The 23,818-nt window shown below is 72.4% G+C and carries 21 protein-coding genes; 6 read left to right on the top strand and 15 right to left on the bottom strand.

Annotation, left to right across the window (positions count from 1 at the left end):
* Positions 1-223 precede the first annotated feature (223 nt).
* Positions 224-541, top strand: a complete 318-nt coding sequence (locus ACGFZA_RS36850; protein ID WP_385274516.1) for a hypothetical protein — start codon at positions 224-226, stop codon at positions 539-541.
* A gap of 492 nt (positions 542-1,033) precedes the next feature.
* Here ACGFZA_RS36850 and ACGFZA_RS36845 read toward each other — a convergent pair whose 3' ends face one another.
* On the bottom strand, positions 1,034-1,612 hold the full coding sequence (locus tag ACGFZA_RS36845) for an O-methyltransferase (RefSeq protein WP_393684949.1): 579 nt from the start codon (positions 1,610-1,612) through the stop codon (positions 1,034-1,036).
* A gap of 115 nt (positions 1,613-1,727) precedes the next feature.
* Positions 1,728-2,189 carry a nuclear transport factor 2 family protein gene (locus ACGFZA_RS36840; protein ID WP_385274523.1) on the bottom strand — a complete coding sequence of 154 codons (462 nt, stop codon included), beginning with the start codon at positions 2,187-2,189 and terminating at the stop codon, positions 1,728-1,730.
* A 325-nt stretch (positions 2,190-2,514) separates the two neighbouring features.
* On the opposite strand from ACGFZA_RS36840, the gene ACGFZA_RS36835 reads away from it, so the two are divergent.
* Genes ACGFZA_RS36835 through ACGFZA_RS36825 form a run of 3 tightly spaced genes read left to right on the top strand, consistent with a single transcriptional unit; the run spans position 2,515 to position 5,445 of the window.
* Positions 2,515-3,702, top strand: a complete 1,188-nt coding sequence (locus tag ACGFZA_RS36835) for an acyltransferase family protein (RefSeq protein ID WP_393684946.1) — start codon at positions 2,515-2,517, stop codon at positions 3,700-3,702.
* Positions 3,651-4,289, top strand: a complete 639-nt coding sequence (locus ACGFZA_RS36830) for a DsbA family protein (protein ID WP_385274529.1) — start codon at positions 3,651-3,653, stop codon at positions 4,287-4,289. The genes ACGFZA_RS36835 and ACGFZA_RS36830 overlap by 52 nt, the downstream gene beginning before the upstream one ends.
* Positions 4,290-4,329: 40 nt before the next feature.
* A complete protein-coding gene (locus ACGFZA_RS36825; RefSeq protein WP_393684944.1) occupies positions 4,330-5,445 on the top strand; it encodes an ankyrin repeat domain-containing protein in 1,116 nt (371 codons plus the stop codon).
* On the opposite strand, the gene ACGFZA_RS36820 is transcribed toward ACGFZA_RS36825, so the two are convergent.
* From ACGFZA_RS36820 to ACGFZA_RS36770, 11 genes are all read right to left on the bottom strand, one after another.
* Positions 5,381-5,959 carry a methylated-DNA--[protein]-cysteine S-methyltransferase gene (locus tag ACGFZA_RS36820; protein ID WP_393684942.1) on the bottom strand — a complete coding sequence of 193 codons (579 nt, stop codon included), beginning with the start codon at positions 5,957-5,959 and terminating at the stop codon, positions 5,381-5,383. The two genes, ACGFZA_RS36825 and ACGFZA_RS36820, sit on opposite strands and share 65 nt — an antisense overlap.
* A 72-nt stretch (positions 5,960-6,031) precedes the next feature.
* The gene (locus tag ACGFZA_RS36815) at positions 6,032-6,877 is read right to left on the bottom strand and encodes an Ada metal-binding domain-containing protein (RefSeq protein WP_393684940.1); all 846 of its coding nucleotides are present in this window, start codon (positions 6,875-6,877) and stop codon (positions 6,032-6,034) included.
* Complete coding sequence (locus ACGFZA_RS36810; protein WP_385274540.1) at positions 6,874-7,461, bottom strand: RNA polymerase sigma factor; 588 nt, start codon at positions 7,459-7,461, stop codon at positions 6,874-6,876. Before ACGFZA_RS36810 ends, ACGFZA_RS36815 begins: the two co-directional genes overlap by 4 nt.
* A 76-nt stretch (positions 7,462-7,537) precedes the next feature.
* Complete coding sequence (locus ACGFZA_RS36805; RefSeq protein WP_393685001.1) at positions 7,538-8,323, bottom strand: BTAD domain-containing putative transcriptional regulator; 786 nt, start codon at positions 8,321-8,323, stop codon at positions 7,538-7,540.
* 256 nt (positions 8,324-8,579) lie between these two features.
* The gene (metF, locus tag ACGFZA_RS36800) at positions 8,580-9,521 is read right to left on the bottom strand and encodes a methylenetetrahydrofolate reductase [NAD(P)H] (protein WP_393684938.1); all 942 of its coding nucleotides are present in this window, start codon (positions 9,519-9,521) and stop codon (positions 8,580-8,582) included.
* The gene (locus ACGFZA_RS36795; RefSeq protein ID WP_385274549.1) at positions 9,518-10,504 is read right to left on the bottom strand and encodes a carbohydrate kinase family protein; all 987 of its coding nucleotides are present in this window, start codon (positions 10,502-10,504) and stop codon (positions 9,518-9,520) included. Before ACGFZA_RS36795 ends, metF begins: the two co-directional genes overlap by 4 nt.
* Positions 10,505-10,556: 52 nt before the next feature.
* Positions 10,557-11,774 carry a methionine adenosyltransferase gene (gene metK, locus ACGFZA_RS36790; protein WP_385274552.1) on the bottom strand — a complete coding sequence of 406 codons (1,218 nt, stop codon included), beginning with the start codon at positions 11,772-11,774 and terminating at the stop codon, positions 10,557-10,559.
* A 68-nt stretch (positions 11,775-11,842) separates the two neighbouring features.
* Complete coding sequence (locus ACGFZA_RS36785) at positions 11,843-13,366, bottom strand: adenylosuccinate lyase family protein (RefSeq protein ID WP_393684935.1); 1,524 nt, start codon at positions 13,364-13,366, stop codon at positions 11,843-11,845.
* A complete protein-coding gene (locus tag ACGFZA_RS36780) occupies positions 13,363-15,390 on the bottom strand; it encodes an FAD/NAD(P)-binding protein (protein ID WP_393684933.1) in 2,028 nt (675 codons plus the stop codon). Before ACGFZA_RS36780 ends, ACGFZA_RS36785 begins: the two co-directional genes overlap by 4 nt.
* 67 nt (positions 15,391-15,457) lie before the next feature.
* Positions 15,458-16,462 carry a methyltransferase gene (locus tag ACGFZA_RS36775; RefSeq protein ID WP_385274561.1) on the bottom strand — a complete coding sequence of 335 codons (1,005 nt, stop codon included), beginning with the start codon at positions 16,460-16,462 and terminating at the stop codon, positions 15,458-15,460.
* A 44-nt stretch (positions 16,463-16,506) separates the two neighbouring features.
* Positions 16,507-18,186 (bottom strand): class I adenylate-forming enzyme family protein, encoded by a 1,680-nt coding sequence (locus ACGFZA_RS36770; protein WP_393684930.1) that lies wholly within the window; start codon positions 18,184-18,186, stop codon positions 16,507-16,509.
* 377 nt (positions 18,187-18,563) lie between these two features.
* Between ACGFZA_RS36770 and ACGFZA_RS36765 the strand changes: the two genes are divergently transcribed.
* Entirely contained in the window at positions 18,564-20,222 is a 1,659-nt protein-coding gene (locus ACGFZA_RS36765; protein WP_393684928.1) for an FAD-dependent monooxygenase, read from the top strand.
* Positions 20,223-20,407: 185 nt separating this feature from the next.
* Positions 20,408-21,313, top strand: coding sequence for a BTAD domain-containing putative transcriptional regulator (locus ACGFZA_RS36760; RefSeq protein ID WP_393684926.1), 906 nt, complete (start codon positions 20,408-20,410; stop codon positions 21,311-21,313).
* On the opposite strand, the gene ACGFZA_RS36755 is transcribed toward ACGFZA_RS36760, so the two are convergent.
* Positions 21,282-22,817, bottom strand: coding sequence for an MFS transporter (locus ACGFZA_RS36755; RefSeq protein ID WP_393684924.1), 1,536 nt, complete (start codon positions 22,815-22,817; stop codon positions 21,282-21,284). The genes ACGFZA_RS36760 and ACGFZA_RS36755 overlap by 32 nt on opposite strands.
* A gap of 134 nt (positions 22,818-22,951) precedes the next feature.
* Positions 22,952-23,758, bottom strand: coding sequence for an SDR family NAD(P)-dependent oxidoreductase (locus ACGFZA_RS36750; protein ID WP_385274576.1), 807 nt, complete (start codon positions 23,756-23,758; stop codon positions 22,952-22,954).
* Positions 23,759-23,818 lie beyond the last annotated feature (60 nt).

Here is a 23,818-nt window from a genome sequence, read left to right as displayed (position 1 = left end):
ACTGGTGAGGTTCACGAGTTACGGGAGCCCGATGAGGAGGAGGCCCCACGTCGGGCCTACAGCCTCGGCGGCCGACACGGACAGTTTTCGTTCGAGCGCGTGCTGGCGATGCTGTCCGGCGACTCGGGTATCACAGGGGATGCGTTCCGCGTGTTCTTCTACTGCGACCATCTGCCTACTCTGCCGGGGCGTCGTACCGGCGCTGGATCGAAGGAGGCGACCCATGCCCGCCAACGGCCCGTACCCGGAGCTCGTAGCGCTCCAGGCGCGCATAAGCGAGCTGTCGCACCTGAAGCAGAACCTGGTGATGACGTACGCGATCTTGGGCGGATTGGAATACGGCGTCGAGCGAACGGCGGCTGACCTCGCCGAGCTCACGGGCGTTCCGGCCCCGCACTTCTCACGCGCCCGCAAGGAACTTGCGACAGACGGGTGGCTGGACTACACGCACAAAGAGGGTCAGGTGAAGTTCTACCGGCTCGGAGGGCGGGCAACCGGCCGCCAGGTTGTCGTCCCGCTGCACAGCCGACCGACAGCCTGACCTCCTCCAGGCAGGGCCAGGTCGTGCCCGTGGCTCGTCCCCACGAACCGCACGCAGGTATCGGCGGCAGCCGGTACTCACGAACGCCTCGACGTGCAAGAAGGCGCAGGCCCCGCCTTTCCGTACTCCTTGCGGTCCAGCCGGTAGAGCGCCCATGACAGTTGTTCGGCATAGCCGACGTGCAGATTGCGGAAGGGGCTGACCGCGACGGGGGCGGGTCGGCGGCCCCGGCTATCCGGCACGGTCACCGGGGCCGCTCGCAGCCGTTCGGTTCGTGGCCGGACGGCAAAGGGTGCTGGGGGAGAAGAGGGACCCCAACACGCGGTGAACCGTAGAACGTTGGCACTCGGATGCGGAAGCGCGACTCACTCGTGCGAGCGAACAACGCCCGAATGGGCGGAGGAGCACCTCATGCCCATGCGCAGACGACGGTGGAGACCGGCGTCCGATGCCGCGTTCTGCCTGCCGGCATCAGCCTGGGACCCGGCCGGCTCAGCCGGAACGTACCGCCATCAGCAGTCCGCTGGCCCAGCCCAGGCGGACGGACCGGAAGTCTTCCCTTTCCTCCAGTTCGGCCAGCAGACGTTCGACGGAGACGGCGTGGTCCTCGGGCCAGCCGGGCTGGGGAAAGAGGTCGTCGATCAGGTAGGTCCCGCCCGGGGCCACCAGCTCCAGGGCTCGACCGAGGTGCGTGAACTTCCCCGGCCACGTGTCCGCGAAGACCAGATCGAACGGCTCGCCGTCGTACGCCTCCAGCCAGTCCCCGCCGTCCGTTGCCGCGAACGTCACGCGTGGATCAGCACCCAACTGCCGGCGGGCGACCGCCTGGACCGCGGGGTCGAGTTCCACGGTGACGAGGCTGGAGGCGCCGTCCATCCCGCTCAGCAGCCAGGCAGTGCCCTCGCCCACGCCGGTGCCGAGTTCGAGAATCCGGCCGCCGGGCCGGGCAGCCGCGAGCACGGCCAACAGGTTTCCGGTGCGTTCCTCGCAGGACAGGGTGAAGCCCGTCTCACGCGCTGCGGCGCGCAGGGGGTGCAAGGTGGCCGGTGTCCGGCCCGGTGTGTCATCCATCGTCAGATCATGTGAGTGCCGTGTCCGCGGACACAACCTCGTTTCCCGCGCCACGACGGTCGCATGGCGCGGGTTACGTGAACCGTGACCGACTCGAACTCCACGGAGACAGCCCTCAGAGCGCGGCCGACCCCGGCATCGGGACCAGGCGGTCCACGACGTAGCTGCGTATGCGGGCCGCGCCGTCCTCCCGCACGACGGTCCACGTCTGGTGGGCGTCGAAGCCCAGCCACTGGCTGTGCGAGGCCGGCGGGGTCCACACCCGGGTCTGCCAGTTGACGATGACGTGGACGCTCCGGACCTCGGCGCCCGCCTCGTCCGCCGTGCGCGGGCCGACCGTCACCGAGCGCACCACGTGCACCTCGTCGAAGAAGCGGTGGGTGACCGTCCCGTACCAGTCGCGGAAGGCTTCGACGCCCTCCAGGGTGCCCTCGGGGAAGGACATGACCAGGCCGTCGGACACGACGCGGCGCACGAGTTCCTCGACCGGGGCGTGCTGGTCGAGCGCCTCGTACCACTCCACGACGAGCTGCTCCGTCATGGCCGTGGTGAGTTCCTGGGCCGCGATCGTGGGCATGGAGGACCACTTTCCTGGGACGGCGAGTGAGGGCCGCGACGGCCCGGGGGACGAAACCGTCGCGGCCCCCGCAGTCAAACCGCCGGCCGGGGCGGGCGGCAAGCGTGCTGCGGCCGGGTCCGCCTACTTGTTCGACTTGGAGGAGTCGCGCCGGTCCGGCCCGTGCACGTACCGCTCGCGCGGTGGCTCTGGTCTTCTGGGGGCCGCGCCGCACCACCGCGGCCCACGTGGCACGGCCGTTCCCTGCGCACCCCGCGTGCCGCAGGCAACGGCGCACACGGGAGAGCCGGCCCGCGTGCCACCACCGGTCCGAGGAGCGCCCCGCATGGCAGCAGCAGCAGCAGCAGCCGACCGTCCGGTGCGCCTGGTGTCGCTGACCGGTCTGAGGTTCTGGGCCGCCGCCGCGGTCTTCGCCTTCCACGCCTCCTTCGAGGGCGTGTTCGCCGACGCGGGTGTGGGGGACGCCGTCGCGGGGCTGTTCGGCAAGGCGGGCTGGGCCGGTGTCTCCTTCTTCTTCGTCCTGAGCGGATTCGTACTCGCCTGGTCGGCCCGGCCGGACGACCCTCCGCGCCGCTTCATCCGGCGGCGCCTCGCCAGGATCTATCCGGCCCACCTGGTCACCGCACTTCTCGCCTTCGCCCTGCTCGCGGCGGCTGGCGGCGTCGCGGCGGGCGAGGCGATCGCCAATCTGCTGCTTCTGCACGCCTGGTCACCCAGGCTCTCCGTCTTCATCAGCGGCAACCCGGTCAGCTGGTCCCTCTCGTGCGAGCTGCTGTTCTACCTGTGCTTCCCGCTGCTGTGGCGATGGCTGTCGCGAGTGAGCCCCTCGCGCCTTTGGTGGTACGCCGGTGCCGTGACGGCCGCCGTCGTGGCCGTGCCGCTGGTCGCGGGTCTGCTGCCGGCCCGGCCGCTGGTGAGCATGCCGGACGGGACCACGGGGCTGTGGAAGTACTGGTTCGTCTACGTCCTGCCGCCGGTGCGGGCCCTGGAGTTCGTCCTGGGCATCCTGCTGGCCCGCCTCGTGCGGGAGGGCCTGTGGCGCGGCCCAGGACCGGTTCAGGCAGTGGCCCTGACCGTCGCGGGGTGCGGCCTGGCCACTCGGCTCCCCTACCTCTACGGGCTGGTCGCCGCGCTGGTCGTTCCGCTCGCTCTGCTGATCTGCGCGGTCGCCGCCCGTGACGCCGCCGGGCGCGGCACCGCGCTCACCGGGCGGACCATGCAGTGGCTCGGCGAGACCTCGTTCGCCTTCTATCTGGTGCACCGGCTGGTCCTGACGTACGGACACCAGGTGCTGGGCACCGGCCGGAGCTGGTCCACACCGGTGGCCACGGCGCTGCTGCTCGCCGCGCTCGCCGTGTCCCTGCTGCTGGCCAGGCTCCTGTACGTCGCCGTGGAACGGCCGTTCACCCGGCGCCTCGGCCCGCGTCCGATACCGACCCGCCTCGCGAACGGAGACCGCACATGCCCCTCACGATCGACGTCTGGTTCGACTACATCTGCCCCTTCTCCGTGATGGCCCGCAAGATCATCACCGAGACCGTCGGGAACGGGGACGTCCACGTCCGCTGGCGCCCCTTCGAGCTCCACCCGGAGGGCATACCGGCCACCGGCAAGAAGGACTACCCCGACGGCGTGTGGGAGAACTCCGTGCTGCCCATGGGGGAGCGGTTCGGCATCGCGTTCCGTACGGATCCTCCGTCCCCCCTCCCGCACACCGGACGGGCCCTGAGGGGCTTCGACTTCGCGCAGCGCCACGGCGCCGGTCTCGCCTACAACGACCGCCTCTTCGAGGCGCACCTCGGCGAGCACCGGGACATCGGGGACCCGGCCGTCCTGGCCGCGCTCGTCGATGAGATCGGCCTCGACGCCGACGCGTTCGACGCGCAGCTCGCCTCGGCCGCCGACCTGGACCGCTACCGCCGGGAACAGCGCGAGGCCGCCGGCACCCTGCGCATCCACACCGTTCCGACGGTGTCCGTGGGCCCGTGGCGTACCGAGGGCGTACCCGACGCGGGCCGCCTCGCGAAGGCCATCGACGTCCTGGGCAGACGCCCGGCCGCGCAGGCCCGCCGCACCGCACCTCACGCCCGTGCCGCCTGAACGGCCCTTCCCGCGAACGGACGTACGGAGGAGTCCCCACATGGCAGCCGACACCGACACCCACACCGACACGGCCACGTCCCTGGGCCGTGCCGTGGACGACCTCGACCTCGTCCGTCTGGAACACCTCCTGACGGCCGGCGCCGACCCCCACGCCAAGGACCGGACGGGTCACCCTCCCCTGAACCGGGCGGCGGCACGCGGCTGGGCGGCAGGAGCGGAGCTGCTCCTGCGCGCCGGCGCCGATCCGCACCTCCTGGACACCCGCACGGGCGCCTCGGCCCTTCACGGCGCCGCCCAGTGCGGTGCGACCGACGTCATCGCGCTGCTGCTCGACCACGGCGCGTTCGTGGACCAGCAGGCCCCCACCCACGGCCACACCCCGCTCATCGACGCGGTCTGGCACAAGCGGGCGCCCGCCGTGGCCCTTCTGCTGCGCCGGGGTGCCAACCCGGACATCGCGGCCCACGGCGGCTACCGGGCCGACGAACTCGGCCCCCTGACGTGCGACGAGGACCAGCGGACCTACGTACGCCTGATCACCCGGACACGGGCGGCCCGGGCCCGGGCACAGTCCGCCCCGCTGCACGAGGGGGCCCGCACCGGCGGCCGGGACGTGGTCGCGCAGGCGCTGGACGCGGGGCACGGCGTGGACACCAGGGCGCCGGACGGCCACACGCCGCTGCTGGACGCGGCACGCGAGGGGCACGACGCGGTGGTGCGGACCCTTCTGGACCGGGGCGCGGACGCGAGCCTCACCGATCACCTCATGAGAGCCACCGCCGCGCACAAGGCCGCGTACAACGGGCGTGCCGACGTCCTCGCGACCCTGGTGCGCGACCCCCGCCTCGCCCTGGACGCCCAGGGCCCGTACAACGGCTACACCGCCCTGCACGACGCGGTCTGGCACGGGCATCTCGCCTCGGTCCGGGTCCTGCTCGCCGCGGGCGCGCGCACCGATCTGCGGGGCCGCGACGGCCGTACGCCCCGGGAGATGGCACGCGACTACGGGTACGCGGAGATCGCCGCGCTGCTCCGCACGGCCGGGCAGCCCCCGCGCGAGCCGGCCGCGGCCCCGCCGGGACGCGTGCTCAGGGGCGGGCCTCCAGGCCCAGGAGGTGGCGCTTCGCCTCCACACCGCCCGCATAGCCGGTGAGCGCTCCCGTCGACCCCACGATGCGGTGACAGGGCAGCACCACGCACAGGGGGTTCGATCCGAGGGCGGTGCCCACCGCTCTGGCGGCGCGCGGCCGGTTCAGCGCCTCGGCGAGCGCGCCGTAGGTCGCCGTCCGCCCGTACGGGACGAACGCGTCCAGTGCCGATACCGTCTCGCGGCTGAACGGGGTGGCCAGCCGCAGGTCCAGAGGCAGGTCGAACGAGCGCAGCCGTCCGGCGAGATAGGCGTCGAGCTGGGCGGCCGCGGTGTCGAGGAGGGCGGCCGCGCCGTCGGGGGCGCCCGGACGGCGGGGGCCGGTACCGGGTGATCCGGCGGCCTCGCGCAGTCCCGCGCGCTCCAGCCGGGCCCGCAACTCGTCCGCCGGCTGGAACCCGCAGTAGACGAGGGCGTCCGCGGTAGCGGCGATGCGCAGGTCACCGAGAGGGGTCGGCAGGACGGTGACCGACACGTCCGTGCCGGTCCGTGCGGCGGTGGGGGCGGCGCTGTCGGGCATGGTGCGACTCTCCGTATGCGGTAGGGGCCCGGCCGGTCCCGTCCGGGCCCGTCCGGTTCGGTTCCGTCCGGCTCAGACGGTCAGCGGGCGGCAGCTCTTGCACGCCCGGTAGCCCGCCCTGCGGGCGTCCCTGGCGGTGTGGAAGGGGACGCGGTGCGCCGGAGTGATCCGTCGCGCGTGCGCGCAGGTGGGGTGGCAGTAGATGTGGGTGGTGTCGCTGCCCAGGAGCATCGAGCCGCCCCGCGCCCACTGCCGCACCGCGACCATGTCGATGCCCTCGGCGCCGCGCAGCGCGTCACCCACCTCCTGTACGTAGGCGGCGTCGCACGGCGTGCCGTTGTCGTCGGTCGCCCGGTGGCACGGGATCAGCACCGTCACCGGGTTCCTGGCGAGGAAGCCGACGACCGTCTCGGCGCCCAGTTCCAGAGGCAGGGCGGCTTCCCGGGCGATCCAGGTGACGGGCCGCAACTGGCCCGGAGGGATGGCGCGTACCGCCTCCAGCACGGCACGTTCGCCCACGGGAAGGCCCGACAGGTCGATCGGCACCTGCCGGGTGCGGCCGGTGCGCAGCGCCGGCCGAAGGCCGGTCAGCGGCTTGCCGCCGGGGATCGCCGAGCGGCCCGCACGGCGGCGGTGCAGTTCCTCGAACCGCTCCTTCGTCAGCCGCCCCGCCCCCCGGAAAGCGCCCGACTCGAGCGCCGAACCCGTGACGGCCTCGGGGCCGAACGCCACGAACAGGCCGCCCGCGGCCGTCTCCAGACGTACGTAGGTGTCGTACCGGTCCTGCGAGATTCCCGCCCTCCGCAGGACCCGCAGCGCGAAGTCCTCCGGAGTGACCGCTTCGCCCAGGCCCAGTCCGGCCAGCCCGGACTCCAGGCTGCCGGCCGAGGAGAGGACCCCCTCGTCGTCCTGGTTCACATCGCCACCTCCTTCCGCACCGCTTCCCGTGGTTCGAGCAGCCGCCGCAGGTTGCCCAGGCCCCGGGAGACCTGCGCCTTGGCCGTCCCTACCGGGCACCCCTGCACCTGCGCCACCTCCGCGTAGCTCATGCCCATCACATGCCGCAGGACCACGGGTACCCGGTGGATCTCCGGCAGTTCGGACAGGGCCGCGACCAGCAGGTCACGGTCCTCCGCAGTCGAGGCCCGCTCCTCGGGCCCGGGCCTCCCGTCGCTCCACATATCTTCCGCGTCCTCCACTCGCATGGCCGACACCGGTCGCCGCATGCTGGTGCGCACATGGTTGCGCCACACGTTCGCCGCGATCGTCAGCAGCCAGGCGCGCGGCCGCAGCTCCCGCCGGCGCGGGCCGGAGTAGCCCTGCAGCGCCGTGTAGGCGCGCAGGAACGTGTCCTGTCCCAGGTCGTCCGCCTCGGCGGCGGAACCGGTCACCCGCAACAGGAAGAGGTGAACCGCCCTCGCGTGGACCCGGACCAGCTCGGTGAAGCCGCCGTCCAGATCCCGCGCGAGCAGTTCTGTCAGCTGCTCGGCCTCGTCTTCCATCACTGAGGAAACACCGTCCCGATGAATAGGGTTGCCGGAGAGACGAAGTTCCCGCCCGTGAGCGGACGTGCGGCGCTCACTTCGTCCGGGCGGGAACCGTCGGAGCGTCCAGCACGGGGTCGCCGGCGCTGATGGCCTCGTACAGGCGCTGCATACGCGGGGTCGGCTCGATGCCCAGGGCGTCCCTCAGCATGCGGCTCAGCCCGTGGTGGACGGCGAGCGCCCGGGTCCGCTCGCCGGACCGGTGCAGGGCGAGCATGTACTGGGCGTGGATGTTCTCGTGGGTGGGATGCAGTACGGCCAGGGCCCCCAGCTCGTCCCGGAGTTCACGGTGCCTGCCGAGCTGCAGGTCCGCCTCGATGCGGCGTTCCAGCACGCATTTGCGGGTCTCTTCCAGCTCGACGAGATGGGTGGTGCTGAGTGGGCCTGTCTGTACGTCCACGAGCGCGGGTCCGCGCCACAGGGCGAGAGCCCCGGAGAACTGCTCCGAGGCCTCTTCGAAGTCGCCCCTCGTCGCGGCCTCCTGGCCGCGCCGGGTCAGGGACTCGAAGCGGAAGCGGTCGAACGCGTGGAGCGGGATCTTCAGCTGGTAGCCATGGTTCCGGGTGACCAGGGAATGGCTCCGGTCATTCACCGGAGAATTACCGCGAAGGGCCTGTCTTATTTGCAGCACATAGGTCTGCAGTGTGGACATCGAACTCTTCGGGGGGCTGGCATCCCAGAGCTCTTTTATGCATTCACTGGCTCGGACCATCTGATTGGCGTTGAGCATCAGGAAGGCGAGCAGCTGGCGTGGCTTCGGTGCGCCCGGCGCCAGGTCAACCCCGTTGTTGAACAGCGACAATGGCCCCAGTACGCCCATTTCCATTGCCTTCTCCATGTTTTCGAAGACGTCTGTTCCATTGAGGTACTACGGTAGGCACAAGGTTTCGGGCCGGTCAATTTTATTGCAATTGATTATCGAGGCGATAAGTGCTGCTTTTCATGCTGCGGGCCCCCGTCGTGAGGCGGGGGCCCGCAGCATGTGGGGTAGAGGGCAGGTCAGGGGCGGTCGGGGCCGGCCGGCACGCGCCCGGCCTCCCTTCTCCTGCGCCGGAGAACCTCCGGAGTACGAGGAGTCAGCCGACACGCAGGCTCTGTGAGCCCAGTACGGCGCGATGGATGTCGAGCGCCGCCGTGGACCGGTTGAGCGTGATGTAGTGCAGCCCGGGAGCGCCCTCGTCGAGGAGCCGTCCGGCCATGGCGGTGGCGTGCTCGACCCCGATCCGGTAGGCGGCCGCCGGCCGGTCCCGCGCGGCCTCCAGGCGGTGGGCCAGGTCTTCGGGGAAGGTGGCGTTGCTCAGCTCCGCGAACCGGCGGATCTGCCGCACATCGGTGGCGGGCATGATCTCCGGGATGACCGGGGTGTCGCAGCCGGCGCCCGCGACCCGGTCACGCAGCCGCAGATAGTGCTCGACGTCGAAGAACATCTGGGTGATGGCGTAGTCCGCCCCCGCCCGGCACTTGTCCACGAAGTGCCGCACATCGCTCTCCCAGTCGGGGGAGCGGGGGTGCCGCTCGGGGAACGCGGCGACCCCGACACTGAAGTCGCCCGTCTCCTTGACCAGCGAGACCAGTTCATGGGCGTGCCGGAAGCCCTGCGGATGGGGGACCCAGGCACTGGCCGGGTCGCCGGGCGGGTCGCCGCGCAGGACGAGGACGTCCCGGACGCCGGCGTCCGCGTACTGCCCGATCATGTTGCGCAGTTCGGCGACCGAGTGGCCGACGGCGGTGAGGTGGGCGACGGGTCGCAGGGTCGTCTCCGCCGCGATGCGCTCGACGGCGGCGATCGTACGGTCGCGGGAGGACCCGCCGGCTCCGTACGTCACCGACACGAAGGTCGGGCCGACGGCCTCGACCCGGCGCACGGCGTCCCACAGCGTGCGTTCTCCCGCCTCGGTCTTCGGGGGGAAGAACTCGAAGGAGTACGAGCGCTCACCGCGCGCGAGGACGTCGTTCAGACCCTCGTCCGGCCGCGCCGGCGACACGGTGGGATCCCCCTCGGGGGCCCGCGGACTCATGCGGACACACCCGTCAGGCGCGGTGCGATCTCACGGGCGGCCACCGGCCCGTACGCGGTCCCGATCCGGTGCAGGAGATCGGGTACGGAGAGCTTGTACTCCTGGGTGCCCACCGATTCGAGCACCGTGGTGGCCAGGGCGCAGCCGAGCTGGGCGGCACGTTCGTCGGACCAGTCCCAGGCCGTGCCCGCCAGGAAACCGGCACGGAAGGCGTCGCCGACGCCCGTGGGATCGACCGGATCCGTGGTGGGGACCGCGGGGATCCGCAGCGCCGGGCGCCCCGCGCGCGCGATGACGACGCCGTCCGGTCCCAGAGTGGTGATCCAGGTGCCGACCCGCTCCAGGACACCCTCCTCGGACCAGCCGCTCTGCTTGCGGAGCAGGGCGGCCTCGTAGGCGTTGGTGAACAGGAAGCGGGCCCCGTCGACGATCCGGCGGGTCTCCTTCCCGTCCAGGCGGGCGAGCTGCTGGGAGGGGTCGGCCGCGAAGTCGATCCCCAGCCGGCGGCACTCGTCGGTGTGATGGCGCATGGCCTCCGGGTCGTTGGGCGCGACGACCACCAGATCGAGACCACCCACACGACGGGCCCTCGCCGCCAGGGTGATCTCCTTGGCCTCGGCCATCGCGCCCGCGTAGAAGGTGGCGATCTGGTTGTGGTCGGCGTCCGTGGTGCACACGAAGCGCGCGGTGTGCAGGGACTCGCTCACATGGACCAGTTCGGTGTCCACGCCGTTGTCGTGCAGCCAGGCGCGGTAGTCGGCGAAATCACCGCCCACCGCGCCCGCCAGCACCGGACCGAGGCCGAGCCGGCCCAGCCCCACCGCGATGTTCGCGGCGACCCCGCCCCGGCGGATCTCCAGCGAGTCGGCCAGAAAGGACAGCGAGACCTTGTCGAGCTGTTCGGCGATCAGCTGGTCGGTGAACCGTCCGGGGAAGACCATCAGATGGTCGGTGGCGATGGAACCGGTCACGGCGATGCGCACGGCGTAATCTCCTTGGGCCTTGCGGTTCAGTGGGAAGCGGGACGAGCGGGCGTCAGCCGGGGAGCAGGCCCGCCGCCTCGCGCAGTGCCTGGGCGCGGTCCGTGCGCTCCCAGGTGAAGCCGGGGAGTTCGCGGCCGAAGTGGCCGTAGGCGGCGGTGCGGGCGTAGACCGGGCGGAGCAGGTCGAGGTCGCGGATGATCGCGGCCGGGCGGAGGTCGAAGACCTCGCCGATCGCGTGCTCGATCCTCTCCGTGCCGATCGTGGCCGTGCCGAAGGTCTCGACGAACAGGCCGACGGGCTCCGCCTTGCCGATCGCGTACGCCACCTGGACCTCGCAGCGGGCGGCGAGCCCGGCCGCGACGACGTTCTTGGCGACCCAGCGCATCGCGTACGCGGCGGAGCGGTCGACCTTGGAGGGGTCCTTGCCGGAGAAGGCGCCGCCGCCGTGCCGGGCCATGCCACCGTACGTATCGATGATGATCTTGCGGCCGGTGAGGCCGGCGTCACCCATCGGGCCGCCGATCTCGAAGCGGCCGGTGGGGTTCACCAGGAGCCGGTAGCCCTCGGTGTCCAGCTTGATGCCGTCCTCGGCCAGCCGGGCCAGGACGTGCTCCACGACGAACTCCCGGATGTCGGGGGTCAGGAGCGTCTGCAGGTCGATGTTGGCCGCGTGCTGGGTGGAGACGACGACGGTGTCCAGACGGACCGGCCGCTCGCCGTCGTACTCGATGGTGACCTGGGTCTTGCCGTCGGGACGCAGATAGGGCACGACGCCGTCCTTGCGGACCTCCGTCAGCCGGCGCGCCAGCCGGTGGGCGAGGTGGATCGGCAGCGGCATCAGTTCGGGCGTCTCGTCGCAGGCGTAACCGAACATCAGGCCCTGGTCGCCCGCGCCCTGCCGGTCGAGCTCATCGGCTTCGCCCCCGACCCGCTGCTCGTAGGCGGTGTCGACGCCCTGGGCGATGTCCGCGGACTGGGCGCCGATGGACACCGAGACGCCGCAGGAAGCGCCGTCGAAGCCCTTGCTGGAGGAGTCGTAGCCGATCTCCAGGACCTTCTGCCGGACCAGGGCGGCGATGTCGGCGTAGGCGGTCGTGGTGACCTCGCCCGCGACATGCACCTGGCCGGTGGTGACCAGGCATTCGACCGCCACCCGGGAGGCCGGGTCCTGGGCGAGCAGCGCGTCGAGGATCGTGTCGCTGATCTGGTCGGCGATCTTGTCGGGATGACCTTCGGTCACGGATTCCGAGGTGAACAGACGGGAGGACAAGGCGACTCCTTGGTCGGGGACGGACGGGTGGGCGGGACAACGACGGGCGGCGGGGACGCGGCGCACGGTCATGGCAGCCGTCCGCCCGGCCGCCGCAGCGCCCGGTCGACCAGCGGACCGGCCGCCCCGGTGTAACCGGCCGGGTCCAGCAGGACCGTCAGCTCCGCGGCGTCGAGATGACGGGCCACCTCGGGGAGCGCGGCAAGCACCTCGGCCAGCGGCCGGCCGGTGCGCCGGGCGGCCGTGGACGCCTGGGACAACAGGTCCCTGGCCGGGCCCCGGCCCAGCCGCGGGGCCAGCACCGCGGCGACGCGTTCGGACACCACCTGGCTCTGCGTCATGCCGAGGTTGGCGCGCATGCGTTCCGGCCGGACGACGAGTCCCCCGGCGAGCTCGGCGGCCGTGTGGGCCGCCCCTCCGGCCAGCCGCAGACACTCGCGCAGCAGCTGCCACTCCGCGTGCCAGGCGCCCGCCGACCGCTCGTCCTCCGCGAGCATGCACCCGGCCAGCCCGGCGGAGAGCGCGGGGACCTGGAGGGCGGCGCTGCGGATCATCGTGGCGAGTACCGGGTTGCGCTTGTGCGGCATGGCCGAGGAACTGCCGCGGCCCGCGACGTCCGGCTCACCCACCTCGCCGACCTCCGTACGGCACAGCGACTGCACGTCGACGGCGATCTTGCCGAGCGCCCCCGTGGTGAACGCGAGCACCGCGGCCAGGTCGGCGACCGGCGTACGCAGGGAGTGCCACGGCGTCCTCTGCCGGGCCAGCCCCGTCTCCGCCGCGAAGGCGCTGTTGAGGGCGTCGAGGTACGTGCCGTCGGCCGTCGCCCGCGTGCCGTTCACCGCGTCGGGGTGTGAGCCGTTGCCGTCGGTGGCCGGTGTGCGGTCCTGCGGGTCGGGGTCCCTTCCGCCGCCGGCCGTGGCCCGCATGTCGTCCGCCGCGTCGATCGCCGCGTACTCCAGATAGCCGGCCAGGGTGCCCGCCGCACCGCCGAGGGAGACGGGCAGTCCCGTCTCCAGGACGCGGGCCACCCGGTCGGCCGCGTCCAGCACCAGATCCCGCCAGCCGGCGGCCTTGAGCCCGAAGGTGGTCGGTACGGCGTGCAGCGTCAGGGTCCGGCCGGCCATGGCGGTGTCGCGGTGCTCGGCGGCCAGTGCGCGCAGTGCCTCGGCCGTGCGCCGCAGATCGGCCAGGACCAGGCGCAGCACCCGGGCGGACACGAGCATCGCGCCGGTGTCGAGGACGTCCTGACTGGTGGAGCCGCGATGTACGTACTCGGCGGCGGCCGGGTCCTCCCGTGCCACCAGCAGGGTCAGTTCACGCACCAGCCCCACGACGGGATTCGCCGTCTCGCGCGCGGCCAGCGCCAGCGCCCGCACATCGAACAGACCGGCGCGGGCGGTATCGGTGATGACGCGCGCCGCAGCCGGCGGCACGGTGCCGAGCGCCGCCTGCGCACGGGCCAGCGCCGACTCGGCGTCCAGCATGGCCTGCAGCCAGGCCCGGTCGTCCACGGCCTCCTCGGCGGGGGTCCCGGCGCGCACCGGCGAGAGCAGACCGGCGTCGGGGCCGGGGCCCGGGGCCGCCGTCATGCCATCACTTCGGTGAAGTCGCTGTCCGGCGCGTCGGGCGCGGGCGCGGAGGACGGGGCGGAGTCCAGGCTCAGCACCGTCCGTGCCAGGGCGTCCGAGTCGCCCAGCGTCACCGAGTTGACGCCCGGGCGGATCCCGGCCGCGGTCACCCAGTGGACGGCCTCGGTGGGGACGCCGTACGCGAACCGGCGCGGATGGGCGCGGCCTTCCGCGTCCACCAGACGGTAAGGACGCTCGGTGACCGCCAGGCCGCCGGTCTCGTAACTCGTGCCACACGTACCGTCGATGCGGTAGGCGCGGGCCTGCCGGGTGGCCAGCAGATGCGTCAGCAGCGGGTCGGCGGTGCGCCGCACGTCCGGTTCCGGCAGCCGGGCCTCGACCAGTACGCCTGCCCGCACCGGCTCCCCGCCCACCCGGTCGGAAGTGGCCTCGAAGAACGCCGCCCCGTCCTCTTCGACGATGCGCACGCTCATCCCCGGCCCGAGCACCTCCAGCACCCCCGCCCGCAGCAGCGCGATCATCTCCTCGATGCGCGAGGCGGGCGGGCCGATCGACAGGAAGGCGTTGAGCGGCGTGTACCAGCCCTGCAGATCGTCCCGGTAGGAGTTGCCCTCCAGCCGGCCGTGATCGACCGCGAGCCGTATCTCGTTGCGCAGGTCACGCAGGACGTCCAGGGCGGCCTTCACGGGTCCGTCGACGTTGCCCGCCCGCGCGTCCTGCACGTCCTTCGCCAGATACCCGAGCAGCCAGTCCCGGAAGTCGGCCGGGCCGGCGAAGACCCGGGCGCCGTAGGGGCGGGAGATCTTCTCCCAGTCCCAGCGCTCGCCGGGGCCGATGGCGTACTCGTCGAGCAACCGCTGCTCGTCCGCGCCCGCGGGCGCGGCCAGGTAGCGGGCGGTGAACTCCGCGCTCCCCGCCTGCTCGCCGCGGGCCGCCAGCACCGTGCCGTAGTAGACGCTCTCCACCTCTTTGGCGATCAGCGGCCACAGGTCGCTGCCGAAGTGCAGACGCTCACCGTCCAGGGCGCGCCGGTGCAGCACGGCGACCGCCTCGGGGGTGAGGAGCGCGGGCAGATGGCGGCCGGTCGCACCCTTCTGGTTCTCGCCCCGCGCGTGGTACGGAATACCGCGCCGTGACCCCGCGTACAGCCGCGGCTCACGGCCCGACGGCCGGTAGACCAGATCACCGCCGGACCGTTCGAAGCGGCCGCCTCGCCCGAGGGTGAACAGGGCCATGTGGTCGAAGAAGTTCAGCCCGAGCCCGCGCAGCAGCACGCCCTGCCCCGGTCGGACGGCGGACAGGTCCACATCCGCGGGGTTGGCCGGCAGGACGTGGAGCAGTCCGTGGGCCCGCGACTCCCCGGCGAGGCGCTCCTCGTCGGGCGACGTGGCGGCGGGCACATGCCCCTGGGCGAGCACCACGGCGTCCAGCCCCGTGATCCGGGTGCCGTCCGCGAGCGTGAGGACCTGGGGCCCGCTGCCCGGGGCTGCCGCCGCCGGGCCGGGCGGGACGCCGCCGGCGGCCGGGGCGTCGTCAAGGGCGACGGCCCGGGCCCGGTGCTCCACGACGGTGACGTGCGCGGGTGCCCGGGAGACCGTCGTGGCGAAGACCTCCTCCAGGTAACGGCCGTACAGCGCCCGGCTGGGATACGAGTCGGGGCCGAGCGCGGCCGCCTCGGCACGGAAGCGGCCGCCGGGATCGGCCGCGGCCGTCGCCGGATGTCCCGTGAGGCAGAGCGACTTGGCCCACTCGTACAGGCTCGGCCCGTCCTCGATGGGGCCGTTCATCACCACACTGCCGTCGGTGTAGACGGTGACCTGCGAGGCGACGGTGTTCATCAGCAGATGCGGTGACTGGCCGGTCCGCCAGACCTGGCCCGGACCGGGACGGGCGGCATCCACGACATGGACCGTCACCGCCGGGTGGGAGGCGGACTTCCGTTCGTTGGCACAGATTCTCTCCAGCACGGACAGGCCCCGGGGCCCTGCCCCGACGATGCAGACCGTGAGGTCCCCGCTGCTCATCCGGATGCTCCGATACGTCTCGAAGGAGGGGAAAAAGCTTCCAAACGAAGGCCCTGCGGGACGGCCCTCAGACCGGGGCCGCGACCAGCAGGCTGGTTTCGAGGGCGAGCGGGTGCACGGACTCCAGACGGAGCCCCGCGGCCGTGAGCACGTCCCGGTAGCCGGACAGCTGCCGCTCACGGCCGCCGGCGGCCATGAGCAGATGCAGATCCCACAGCAGCGGCAGCATCGCCGAGCCGTCCCTGGGAATGACCCGTTCCAGAATCAGCAGGCGGGAGCCGTCCGGCATGGCCCGGCGGATGTGGGAGAGCAGCTGTACGCAGCGTTCGTCGTCCCAGTCCTGAAGCACCCGTGCGAGCAGATAGACGTCGGCGCCCCCGGGCACGCCCTGGAACACGTCGCCTCCCACGGCCTCGTACCGGCCGGGACCGACCGCCGCGTCGAGATGTCGTCGGGCGATCGGAACCATGTGGGGCTGGTCGAAGAGGATGCCGTGGATGTCGGGGTGGGCCCGCAGTACGGTGGCCAGGAGCGCCCCGCTGCCGCCGGCCACGTCCACGACGGTGCCGCTCGCGCCGAAATCGAAGGCGTCCAGGACATCGGGGAAGAACACGTTGCCCGCGTTCATGGCCCGCTGGAACTTCAGGCCCGCCGACGCCTCACCGCGCAGATACGTGTGCAGCGAGACCCCGAACGCGTGGGTGAAGCCGGAGGTGCCGCTCCTGACGGCGGGGACGACCGCCCCCCACGCCCGGTGGAACTCCTCGCCGTAGATCCGGACCATGTCCTTCATGGACTGGTCGGTCTCCTCGCGCAGCAGTTCGCTGACGGCGGTCGGCCGGTAGCCGTCCTCGCCCGTGCCCTCGAAGACCTGCATGGCCGTCAGCAGCCGCATCAGACGGGTGATGCCGTCCTCGCTGGCTCCGGCGGCGGCCGCCAGTTTCTCGTCGGTGGTGTGTCCCGCGGCGATGTGGTCGGGGATGTCCAGGGCCACGGCCGCGTACAGGGCCTGCGACTGCCAGGCACCGGTGATGATGTCGACGACCCGGCGCGCTGCGATGCGGTCGACCATGAAGGGGCCTTCCTGCGAGGTGGGGGTACGGAGGCGGGGCGGGCTCAGCCGGAGTGCGCGGACCGCTGGGCGATCGCGACGGTGTCCCCCGCCGGTTCGTGCAGCAGACGGCGGTGCTCCTCGCGCAGACGGCGCTTGAGGACCTTGCCGGTCACTCCGACGGGCAGCTCGTCCCGCCCGGTGGCGAGGACCAGGGCGTGGAGGCGGGCCAGACCCGCCGCGTCGAGGGCCGCGTTGCAGGCCCGCAGGAGGTCGCCCGGGACACGTTCGGTGCTGTCCGCGTAGTGCACCACCGCGACCGGGACCGAGAGCTCCGGGTCCCGCGGGTCCTCCACGGCCACGACCGCCGTGTCCAGGGCGCCGGTCGTCAGCAGCACCACTTCCTCCAGCGGGAGGCTGTGGACGTCACCGGCACCGGTCCTGATGACGTCCGGCGTGCGGTCGAGGTGGTACCACCGGCCCTCGGCGTCCCGGCGGACGATGTCACCGGTCAGGAAGTAGCCGTCGACCAGCGACTCCTCGTTCAGCCCGGGGTCGTCCCAGTAACCCGGCGTGACGCTGGGCGTGCGCACGCCCAGCCGCCCCGCCTGCCCGGCCGGCACCTCGCGGCCGGCCTCGTCGAGCACGGCGGCCCGGCGCACCACTCGGGCGGGCGCGCCGATCAGCCGCCCGTACCGCGAAGTCGTGGGAGTGAAAGCCTGCTTGAAGAGAACCATCCCCATCTCCGACGACCCGAGACCGTCCAGGTAGACCGAGCCGGGGACCCGCTTGGCGCCCCTGCCGCGGCTGCCGAGGGCGATCAGCGGGCGGATGTGCCGCTCGTGGGAGGCGTCCCCCATCCCGTTCCAGGTGTGGATGGACTGGGCGGCCTCCGGCAGGATCTCGCCGGGATCGATCTCGGCGAGCGTGAGCGGGAAGCCCAGGATCGTGGTGGGGCGGAAGCTGTTGATGGCCTGCACGGCCCGCTCGCCGTTCGCGCCGTCCAGCATCAGTGTGGGGATACCGAGCAGGATGGCCATGCTCAGGTAGCTGATGCCGGCCGAGTGGCTGTGCGGCAGGGCGGTCAGCAGCCGGTCCGTACGCAGCGAGGGGAAGGTCCACAGCCGCTCGCGCTTGCCGGTGAAGAACGAACCGTGGTGGAACACCGGCGCCTTGGGGCGGCCCGTGGTGCCGGACGAGTGGGAGATCATCACCAGGTCGTCGGGGGAGTGCCGGTGGGGGAATCCGGCCAGGGGCCGGGCGGGCCCGGTGGCGGTGGCGTCCAGCACCTGGATGTCCTGGAGCCGCGGCGGGCTGTCCACGGCACCGGCCTCCCACTGGCCGGCACACGCGTTCAGCAGCGCGTCGTCACCGACGACCAGTTCGGCCTCGGTGCGCAGGAAGTACTCGGCCGCCGTCGCCGGCTCCATCCGCGGGTTGCAGTGCACGGCCGCGGCGCCCAGGCCCGTGAGGGCGATGTGGTGGAGCAGGCCGAAGAGCCCGTTGCGGGTGAGGACACCGACATGGGTGCCGGCCGTCACGCCCTGTTCGCGGTACCAGTTCGCGTAGCGGATCACGGCGACGCGGATGTCGTTGAGGGACAGGCCTTCCAACTGCTCGGTCGCCCAGGACGGGGAGTCGACGTCCGGGTGGAAGATCAACGGCCGGTCACGGTCGTCGGCGACCTTCCAGGCGTACCAGAAGAAGTTTCCGGCGCCCAGTCCGCGACCGGCGAAGAGACGCATGCGCTGCGCTGCCGACCGGTGTGTGCCGAACAGGAACATAGAAATACCTCACGCTCCGCATGGAGAGCCGAATTTGGGGCGAGGACGGTGGACCCGGGGCGCTCGGCAGGGCTTCTGCCGACCCGGCTCGCCCGAAGTCTGCAAGGTCTCCCTATAAATCCGGTCCACGGCCCCGATTCCGCCGCCGGGACGCTGCCGGAATCCCCCGGCCCCGATTCCGCTGCCGGAGGGCGGTCGGAAAGCGCGGCCTTGATTCCTTCTCCGGGATGCTGCCGGGACGCCGCCGGGCAGCCGGAAATGGGCCTCGATCCATTCTTCAGATACCACTGCGAAGATGCCCGCGGCAGTTGTCGGAACTACGGCTGGAGGCCCGTCGGATGGACCGACCATCGACCACACCGGTCGCCATCGTGGGGGGCGGCCCCGTCGGACTGCTGCTCGCCCTGTTCCTCGACCGGTACGGCGTCGATTCCGTCGTCTTCAACGCCGGTTCCTCGGTGCCCGACGAACCCAGGGGCAGCACCCACAACGCCCGCACCATGGAGCACTACCGCACCCTGGGCCTCGCCGACCGGGTACGCGCCCTGGGCCTGCCCGCCCACCACGACGCGGGAATCTCCTTCTCCACCCGGTACAGCGGTCACGCACTGGCGCGACTGCCCTGGCCCGGCCCCGGGGAGTCACGCAGGCAGGTCGCGGCACAGGACCGGACCGGCCAGGTCCCCGAGCCGATGCACCGGGCCAACCAGATGTACGTCGAACGGCTGCTGCTCGACCGGGCCCGTGCCGCCGGGCACATCACCCTGCGCTTCGGTGACCGGGTCACCGGCCTCCGGCAGGAGCCGGACCGGGTGGTACTGACCGCCGAAGGCGCCGCAGGACCGCGGACCTGGCACGCCCGCTACGCGGTGGGGGCCGACGGCGGGCGCAGCTTCGTACGCCGCAGGCTGGGCATCTCCTACCGCGGGGAGGGCGCGCTGGACCAGGACGTGCTGGGCCGCCGGGCGACCGCGGCCCATCTGCGTGTACCCACGCTGTACCGGGACTTCCTCAAGGACCGCGCCGCCTGGAGCAACTGGGTCTTCAACGGGGAGCTCGCGCTCAACCTCATCGCGCTCGACGGGGCCGCCGAGTTCTTCCTCCTGACCAGCTCCGTGGACCCGGACACGGCGGACGACGGCACACTGGTGCGGCTCGTCCGGCGCGCGGCCGGCGTCGACCTGCCGGTGGAGGTGCTGAGCCACCGGCCGTGGACGGCGGGCGCCGCCCTGGTCGCCGAGCGCTTCGGCGACGGCCGCGTGCTGCTGGCCGGCGACGCGGCCCACCTGTTCACCCCCAACGGCGGCTTCGGCATGAACACCGGCGCGGACGACGCCGCCAACCTCGCGTGGAAGCTCGCGGCCGCCGTCCAGGGCTGGGCGGGCGGGCGGCTGCTCGACTCGTACGAAGCCGAGCGCAGGCCGGTCGCCCTGCGCAACACCGCGGCCGCACGCCGGCTGGGCATCGGCCTCGGAGCGATCGAACGGCCCGCCACGCTCGAGGACGACTCGGCCGACGGCCGCGCCGCGCGGGAGAAGACCGGCCTCGCACTCGCCGAGTACGGACAGCTGACACTGGACACCCTCGGCGTCCAGCTCGGGGCCCGCTACGACACCTCGGCGATCATCGACGCCGGCGGGTCCGCCCCGCCCGCCGACGCGTTCACCTCGTACACCCCCTCCTCGGTACCCGGCGGCAGGACACCGCACCTGTGGCTGGACGACGACCACGGCCCCGGCAGCTCGCTGTTCGACCGGCTCGGCACCGGGTTCACCCTGCTGCGGGTGGGCGGCCGGGCGCCCCGCGCCGAAGCGCTGGCCACCGCGGCGGCGGACCACAAAGTCCCCCTGACCACGCTGGAGCTGCCCGGTGCCCAGGCACGCGAACTGTACGGACGGCGCCTGGTCCTGGTCCGCCCCGACCAGCACGTCGCGTGGCGCGGCGACGAGCTGCCCGCCGACCCGGCAGCGCTCATCCGCCTCGTGACGGGCCATTAGCGGACTGAATGGCTTCGATCAATTCCGCTGATCCCCGCTCGACGCGGAATGATCCGACCCCGCTCAGGGCGTTGTGGAACACAGAAGAATTCCCGGGAAACCTCTGCTGACCCACTGCAGGGATTTTCGTTACGGCCGGCCGCGGGAAAACCTCCCTGTGGCGGTCGCGAGAAAAGCGAGGATCAATGCGTTTCTGTGTACTCGGTCCGCTGTCCGTCGTCGACGGGGGAATCGACCGTACGCCCAGTGCCCCGAAGCAGCGTCAGATGCTGGCGCTGCTCCTCATGAACGCCAACCACGTCGTGTCGATGTCACAGTTCGTCGAGGAGTTATGGGAGTACAGCCCGCCCTCCAGCGCCGTCGCGGCCGTCCACACGTACGTCATGCAGCTGCGCCGCACCCTGGGCGGCCGGGCCGCCGGTGAGACGGCCGGGCCCGGCCGGATCTGTACCCGGGACCAGGGCTACGTCCTGCGGGTCGGGCCGGGGGAGCTGGACCTCGACCTGTACGAGGAAGAGGTGCGGGTCGCCCGCAACAGCCTGGACAGCGGCGCGCTGGCCCGCGGCGCCCTCGAACTGTGCGCGGCCCAGCGCAGATGGAGCGGCCAGATCCTGGTGGACGTGCCGACCGGTCCGCTGCTCCACGCGGCGATAGCGGTCGTCGAACGCAACCGGCTCGACGCCGTCGGCAGGCGGATACGCGCGGACCTTGACCTGGGCCGCCACCACGGGCTCATCGGCGAACTGAGCTCGCTGGCCCACGAGTACGCCGCCGACGAGGACCTCGCCGCCCAGCTGATGCTCGCCCTGTACCGGTCGGGGCGGCGGGTGGACGCGCTGGCCGTCTTCCACCGGCTGCGGCGCGCGCTGCGCGACGAGCACGGGGCGGCGCCCTCGCACCGTATCCAGCAGCTCAACACCGACATCCTTACGGCACATCCACGGCTGGAGTCCCCGTCGAGGCCGCAGTGGCGGCTCTCCTTGGACCTCGTCGCACCGCACGCTGCCGCCGAGCGGCCCGGACCGCGCCCGGGCAGCCGGGTGCCGGCCGTACAGGAGTTCAGACGGCGCTCTTCGCACGCATCCCGATGAGGGCGTTGGCCGCCGCGGGGACCATCAGCGCCAGTGCCAGCCAGAACGCCTGGGAGACGCCCCCGGCGAGAGCGGCCGCTCCGCTGCCGTCGGCGGCCGGGGCGCAGATCGTCACCACGAGGGCCAGCCCGAGTGCGGCACCGATCTGGCCCGCGGACTGCACCACGCCCGCGGCCAGCCCCACATTGCGCATACAGATGTCGGCGCACGCGGTCACCTCGCAGGTCATCCAGATGAAGGGCAGACCCGCACCGGTCAGCGCCAGGCCCGGGAGCAGGCCCGTCAGGTAACCCGATTCAGGGGTGACGTTCGTCAGCATCAGCAGCCCGGCGGCGACCAGGGCGCAGCCGACCAGGCAGGGCAGCCGAGGACCGTGCCGGGCGAGCATGCGGGCGCACCCGCGGCCGACCAGGAGTATGCCGCCGACCATGGGGAGCAGTGCGCCGCCGGCCTCCAGCGGGCTGTAGTGGTGCACCCGCTGGAGGTAGATGCTGCAGATGAAGACCACCGGCCCGGTGGCCGCGGAGACCAGCAGTATGCCGACGGCGCCCGCGACCAGACCCCGGTCCCGCAGGACGGCCACGGGCAGCAGGGGATCGGCGGACCGCGTCTGGCGCACCGCGAGGAGCGCCCAGAGGGCGGCGGACACGGCACACAGCCCCCAGGTGCCGGCCGCGCTCCCGTTTCCCGGGATGCGGACGAGGGCCGCGACCAGGCTCAACAGGGCGCCGATCAGGGCGAAGGAGCTGAGGAAGTCCACCCGGGGCCCCCGCACGGGTGACCCGTCCGGAGCTGCCCGCGTTCCGTCCGGGGCCCGTCTTCCGTGCGGGTCCGGCGTCCCGTCGGGGGTCCGCGTCCCGGCCCGCACGGCGTCCGGCGGACAGAGCCGGCGCGCGGCGAACAGCGCCGCGAAGGCGACAGGGAGGCTGAGGTAGAAGGCCCAGCGCCAGTCCAGCCGGTCCACCACCACGCCCCCGGCCAGCACGCCCAGGATCGATCCGGCACCACCGGCTCCCGCCCACAGAGCGAGTGCCCGGGCCCGCTCGGCACGGCCGGTGGAGCGGGCGAGCAGGAGGGCCATGGCGGAGGGAACGAGAAGGGCCGCGCACACAGCCTGCGCGGCCCTGAATGCGATCAGCAGTGCCCCGCTGGGCGCGGCACCGCAGGCGGCCGACGCGGCCGCGAATCCCGCCAGACACCACAGGAACAGCCGGCGCGCGCCGACCAGGTCCGTCAGCCGCCCGCCCAGCAGTTGGAGCCCGCCGACCAGCAGCACGTAGACATTGGTCACCCAGTGCACGCCCGACAGGCTCATCGACAGATCGTGCTGGATCTCCGGCAGCGCCAGGACCACGACGCCCGCGTCCGCGTTGGCCAGCAGCGGAGCCAGCGCGACCAGCAGGGTCAGCGGGAGCGGGGACGTGCCGGGCCCGGTCCGGCCCCGGCTCCCGGACACGGCGGGCGGGGCCCCGTCCGGCCTGCGGACAAGGTGGGACAGCGCCATGCCGGCTCCAGGAGGCGAGGCCCGACACGGCGGGCGGGGAGTACGGGCAGCGGAGCCCGGGTGCCGGTGACCGGCACCGTGTGAACAGACGCGTGGCGGGCCCCGGCCCTCCGGGACCCGCCACGCGGTACGGGTCAGATCTCCTTGAGCTGCCCGCCGTCGACGACGAGCTCGGTGCCCGTGGTGCTGCCGGAACGCGGCGAGGCGAGCAGGACGACCGCGTCGGCGATCTCCTGGGGCTCGACGAAGCGGCCGGTGGACAGGTTCAGCATCTGCGGCACGACGGTGGTGATGACGCTGTCGCGGTCGGTGCCCGCCTGTGCGGCGATCTTGTCGGCGACGCCGCCCTCCTCGGTCCACCACTCGGTGAGCGTGACGCCCGGGACGACCGCGTTGACCCGGATGCCCTGCGGGGCGAACTCGCCGGACAGCTGCTTGGTGAGGTTGGCCAGACCGGCCTTGGCCGCACCGTAGTCGACGTTGATCGGCGAGGGCTGGTGGGCGTTGCCCGACGTGATGTTGACGATCGAGGCGGCGTCGCTCTTCAGCAGGTGCGGGATCGCGGCGCGGACGGCGCGGACCGCGGAGAACAGGTTGAAGTTGAACATCGCCTGCCAGTCCTCGTCCGAGGCGTCCAGGAACGAACCGCGGGGCAGGGACACGCCGGGCGGCGGGCCGCCGGCGTTGTTCACCAGGATGTCCAGCTTGCCGAACTCGGTGATCGCACGCTCGATGACGCTGGCGGGCGCGTCACGGTCGGTCAGGTCGACCGGGACGTGCACCAGATTCGGTCCGGCGAGCTCGTGGAGACCGGGGCTGATCTTGCGGGAGGCGGCCACGACGCGGGCGCCCTCCTGCAGGAGGGTACGGGTGATGGCGAGCCCCATGCCCTTCGAGGCGCCGGTGACGACTGCTACGCGGCCGGAAAGCTGCAGGTCCATGAAAGTCCTTATCGTGGTGATGTACTCGCCCACCGCGGTGGGGGAGGAGCTCTTGCGTTC

This window comes from Streptomyces sp. NPDC048211 (assembly GCF_043202315.1).
In the GTDB taxonomy this organism is placed as follows: Bacteria; Actinomycetota; Actinomycetes; order Streptomycetales; family Streptomycetaceae; genus Streptomyces.
Note: the sequence above shows the minus strand (reverse complement) of the source record. Positions and strands in the feature narration are given on the sequence as shown.

What these genes read in the sequence shown, in the direction of transcription:
- ACGFZA_RS36785 (WP_393684935.1), bottom strand. Translation starts at nt 13,366, where the DNA reads ATGACGGCGGCCCCGGGCCCCGGCCCCGACGCCGGTCTGCTCTCGCCG.
- ACGFZA_RS36750 (WP_385274576.1), bottom strand. Translation starts at nt 23,758, where the DNA reads ATGGACCTGCAGCTTTCCGGCCGCGTAGCAGTCGTCACCGGCGCCTCG.
- ACGFZA_RS36820 (WP_393684942.1), bottom strand. Translation starts at nt 5,959, where the DNA reads ATGCCCGACAGCGCCGCCCCCACCGCCGCACGGACCGGCACGGACGTG.
- ACGFZA_RS36810 (WP_385274540.1), bottom strand. Translation starts at nt 7,461, where the DNA reads ATGGAAGACGAGGCCGAGCAGCTGACAGAACTGCTCGCGCGGGATCTG.
- ACGFZA_RS36780 (WP_393684933.1), bottom strand. Translation starts at nt 15,390, where the DNA reads ATGAGCAGCGGGGACCTCACGGTCTGCATCGTCGGGGCAGGGCCCCGG.
- metF (WP_393684938.1), bottom strand. Translation starts at nt 9,521, where the DNA reads ATGAGTCCGCGGGCCCCCGAGGGGGATCCCACCGTGTCGCCGGCGCGG.
- ACGFZA_RS36775 (WP_385274561.1), bottom strand. Translation starts at nt 16,462, where the DNA reads ATGGTCGACCGCATCGCAGCGCGCCGGGTCGTCGACATCATCACCGGT.
- ACGFZA_RS36825 (WP_393684944.1), top strand. Translation starts at nt 4,330, where the DNA reads ATGGCAGCCGACACCGACACCCACACCGACACGGCCACGTCCCTGGGC.
- ACGFZA_RS36830 (WP_385274529.1), top strand. Translation starts at nt 3,651, where the DNA reads ATGCCCCTCACGATCGACGTCTGGTTCGACTACATCTGCCCCTTCTCC.
- ACGFZA_RS36765 (WP_393684928.1), top strand. Translation starts at nt 18,564, where the DNA reads ATGGACCGACCATCGACCACACCGGTCGCCATCGTGGGGGGCGGCCCC.
- ACGFZA_RS36850 (WP_385274516.1), top strand. Translation starts at nt 224, where the DNA reads ATGCCCGCCAACGGCCCGTACCCGGAGCTCGTAGCGCTCCAGGCGCGC.
- ACGFZA_RS36760 (WP_393684926.1), top strand. Translation starts at nt 20,408, where the DNA reads ATGCGTTTCTGTGTACTCGGTCCGCTGTCCGTCGTCGACGGGGGAATC.
- ACGFZA_RS36755 (WP_393684924.1), bottom strand. Translation starts at nt 22,817, where the DNA reads ATGGCGCTGTCCCACCTTGTCCGCAGGCCGGACGGGGCCCCGCCCGCC.
- ACGFZA_RS36805 (WP_393685001.1), bottom strand. Translation starts at nt 8,323, where the DNA reads ATGGGCGTACTGGGGCCATTGTCGCTGTTCAACAACGGGGTTGACCTG.
- ACGFZA_RS36840 (WP_385274523.1), bottom strand. Translation starts at nt 2,189, where the DNA reads ATGCCCACGATCGCGGCCCAGGAACTCACCACGGCCATGACGGAGCAG.
- ACGFZA_RS36845 (WP_393684949.1), bottom strand. Translation starts at nt 1,612, where the DNA reads ATGGATGACACACCGGGCCGGACACCGGCCACCTTGCACCCCCTGCGC.
- ACGFZA_RS36770 (WP_393684930.1), bottom strand. Translation starts at nt 18,186, where the DNA reads ATGCGTCTCTTCGCCGGTCGCGGACTGGGCGCCGGAAACTTCTTCTGG.
- ACGFZA_RS36835 (WP_393684946.1), top strand. Translation starts at nt 2,515, where the DNA reads ATGGCAGCAGCAGCAGCAGCAGCCGACCGTCCGGTGCGCCTGGTGTCG.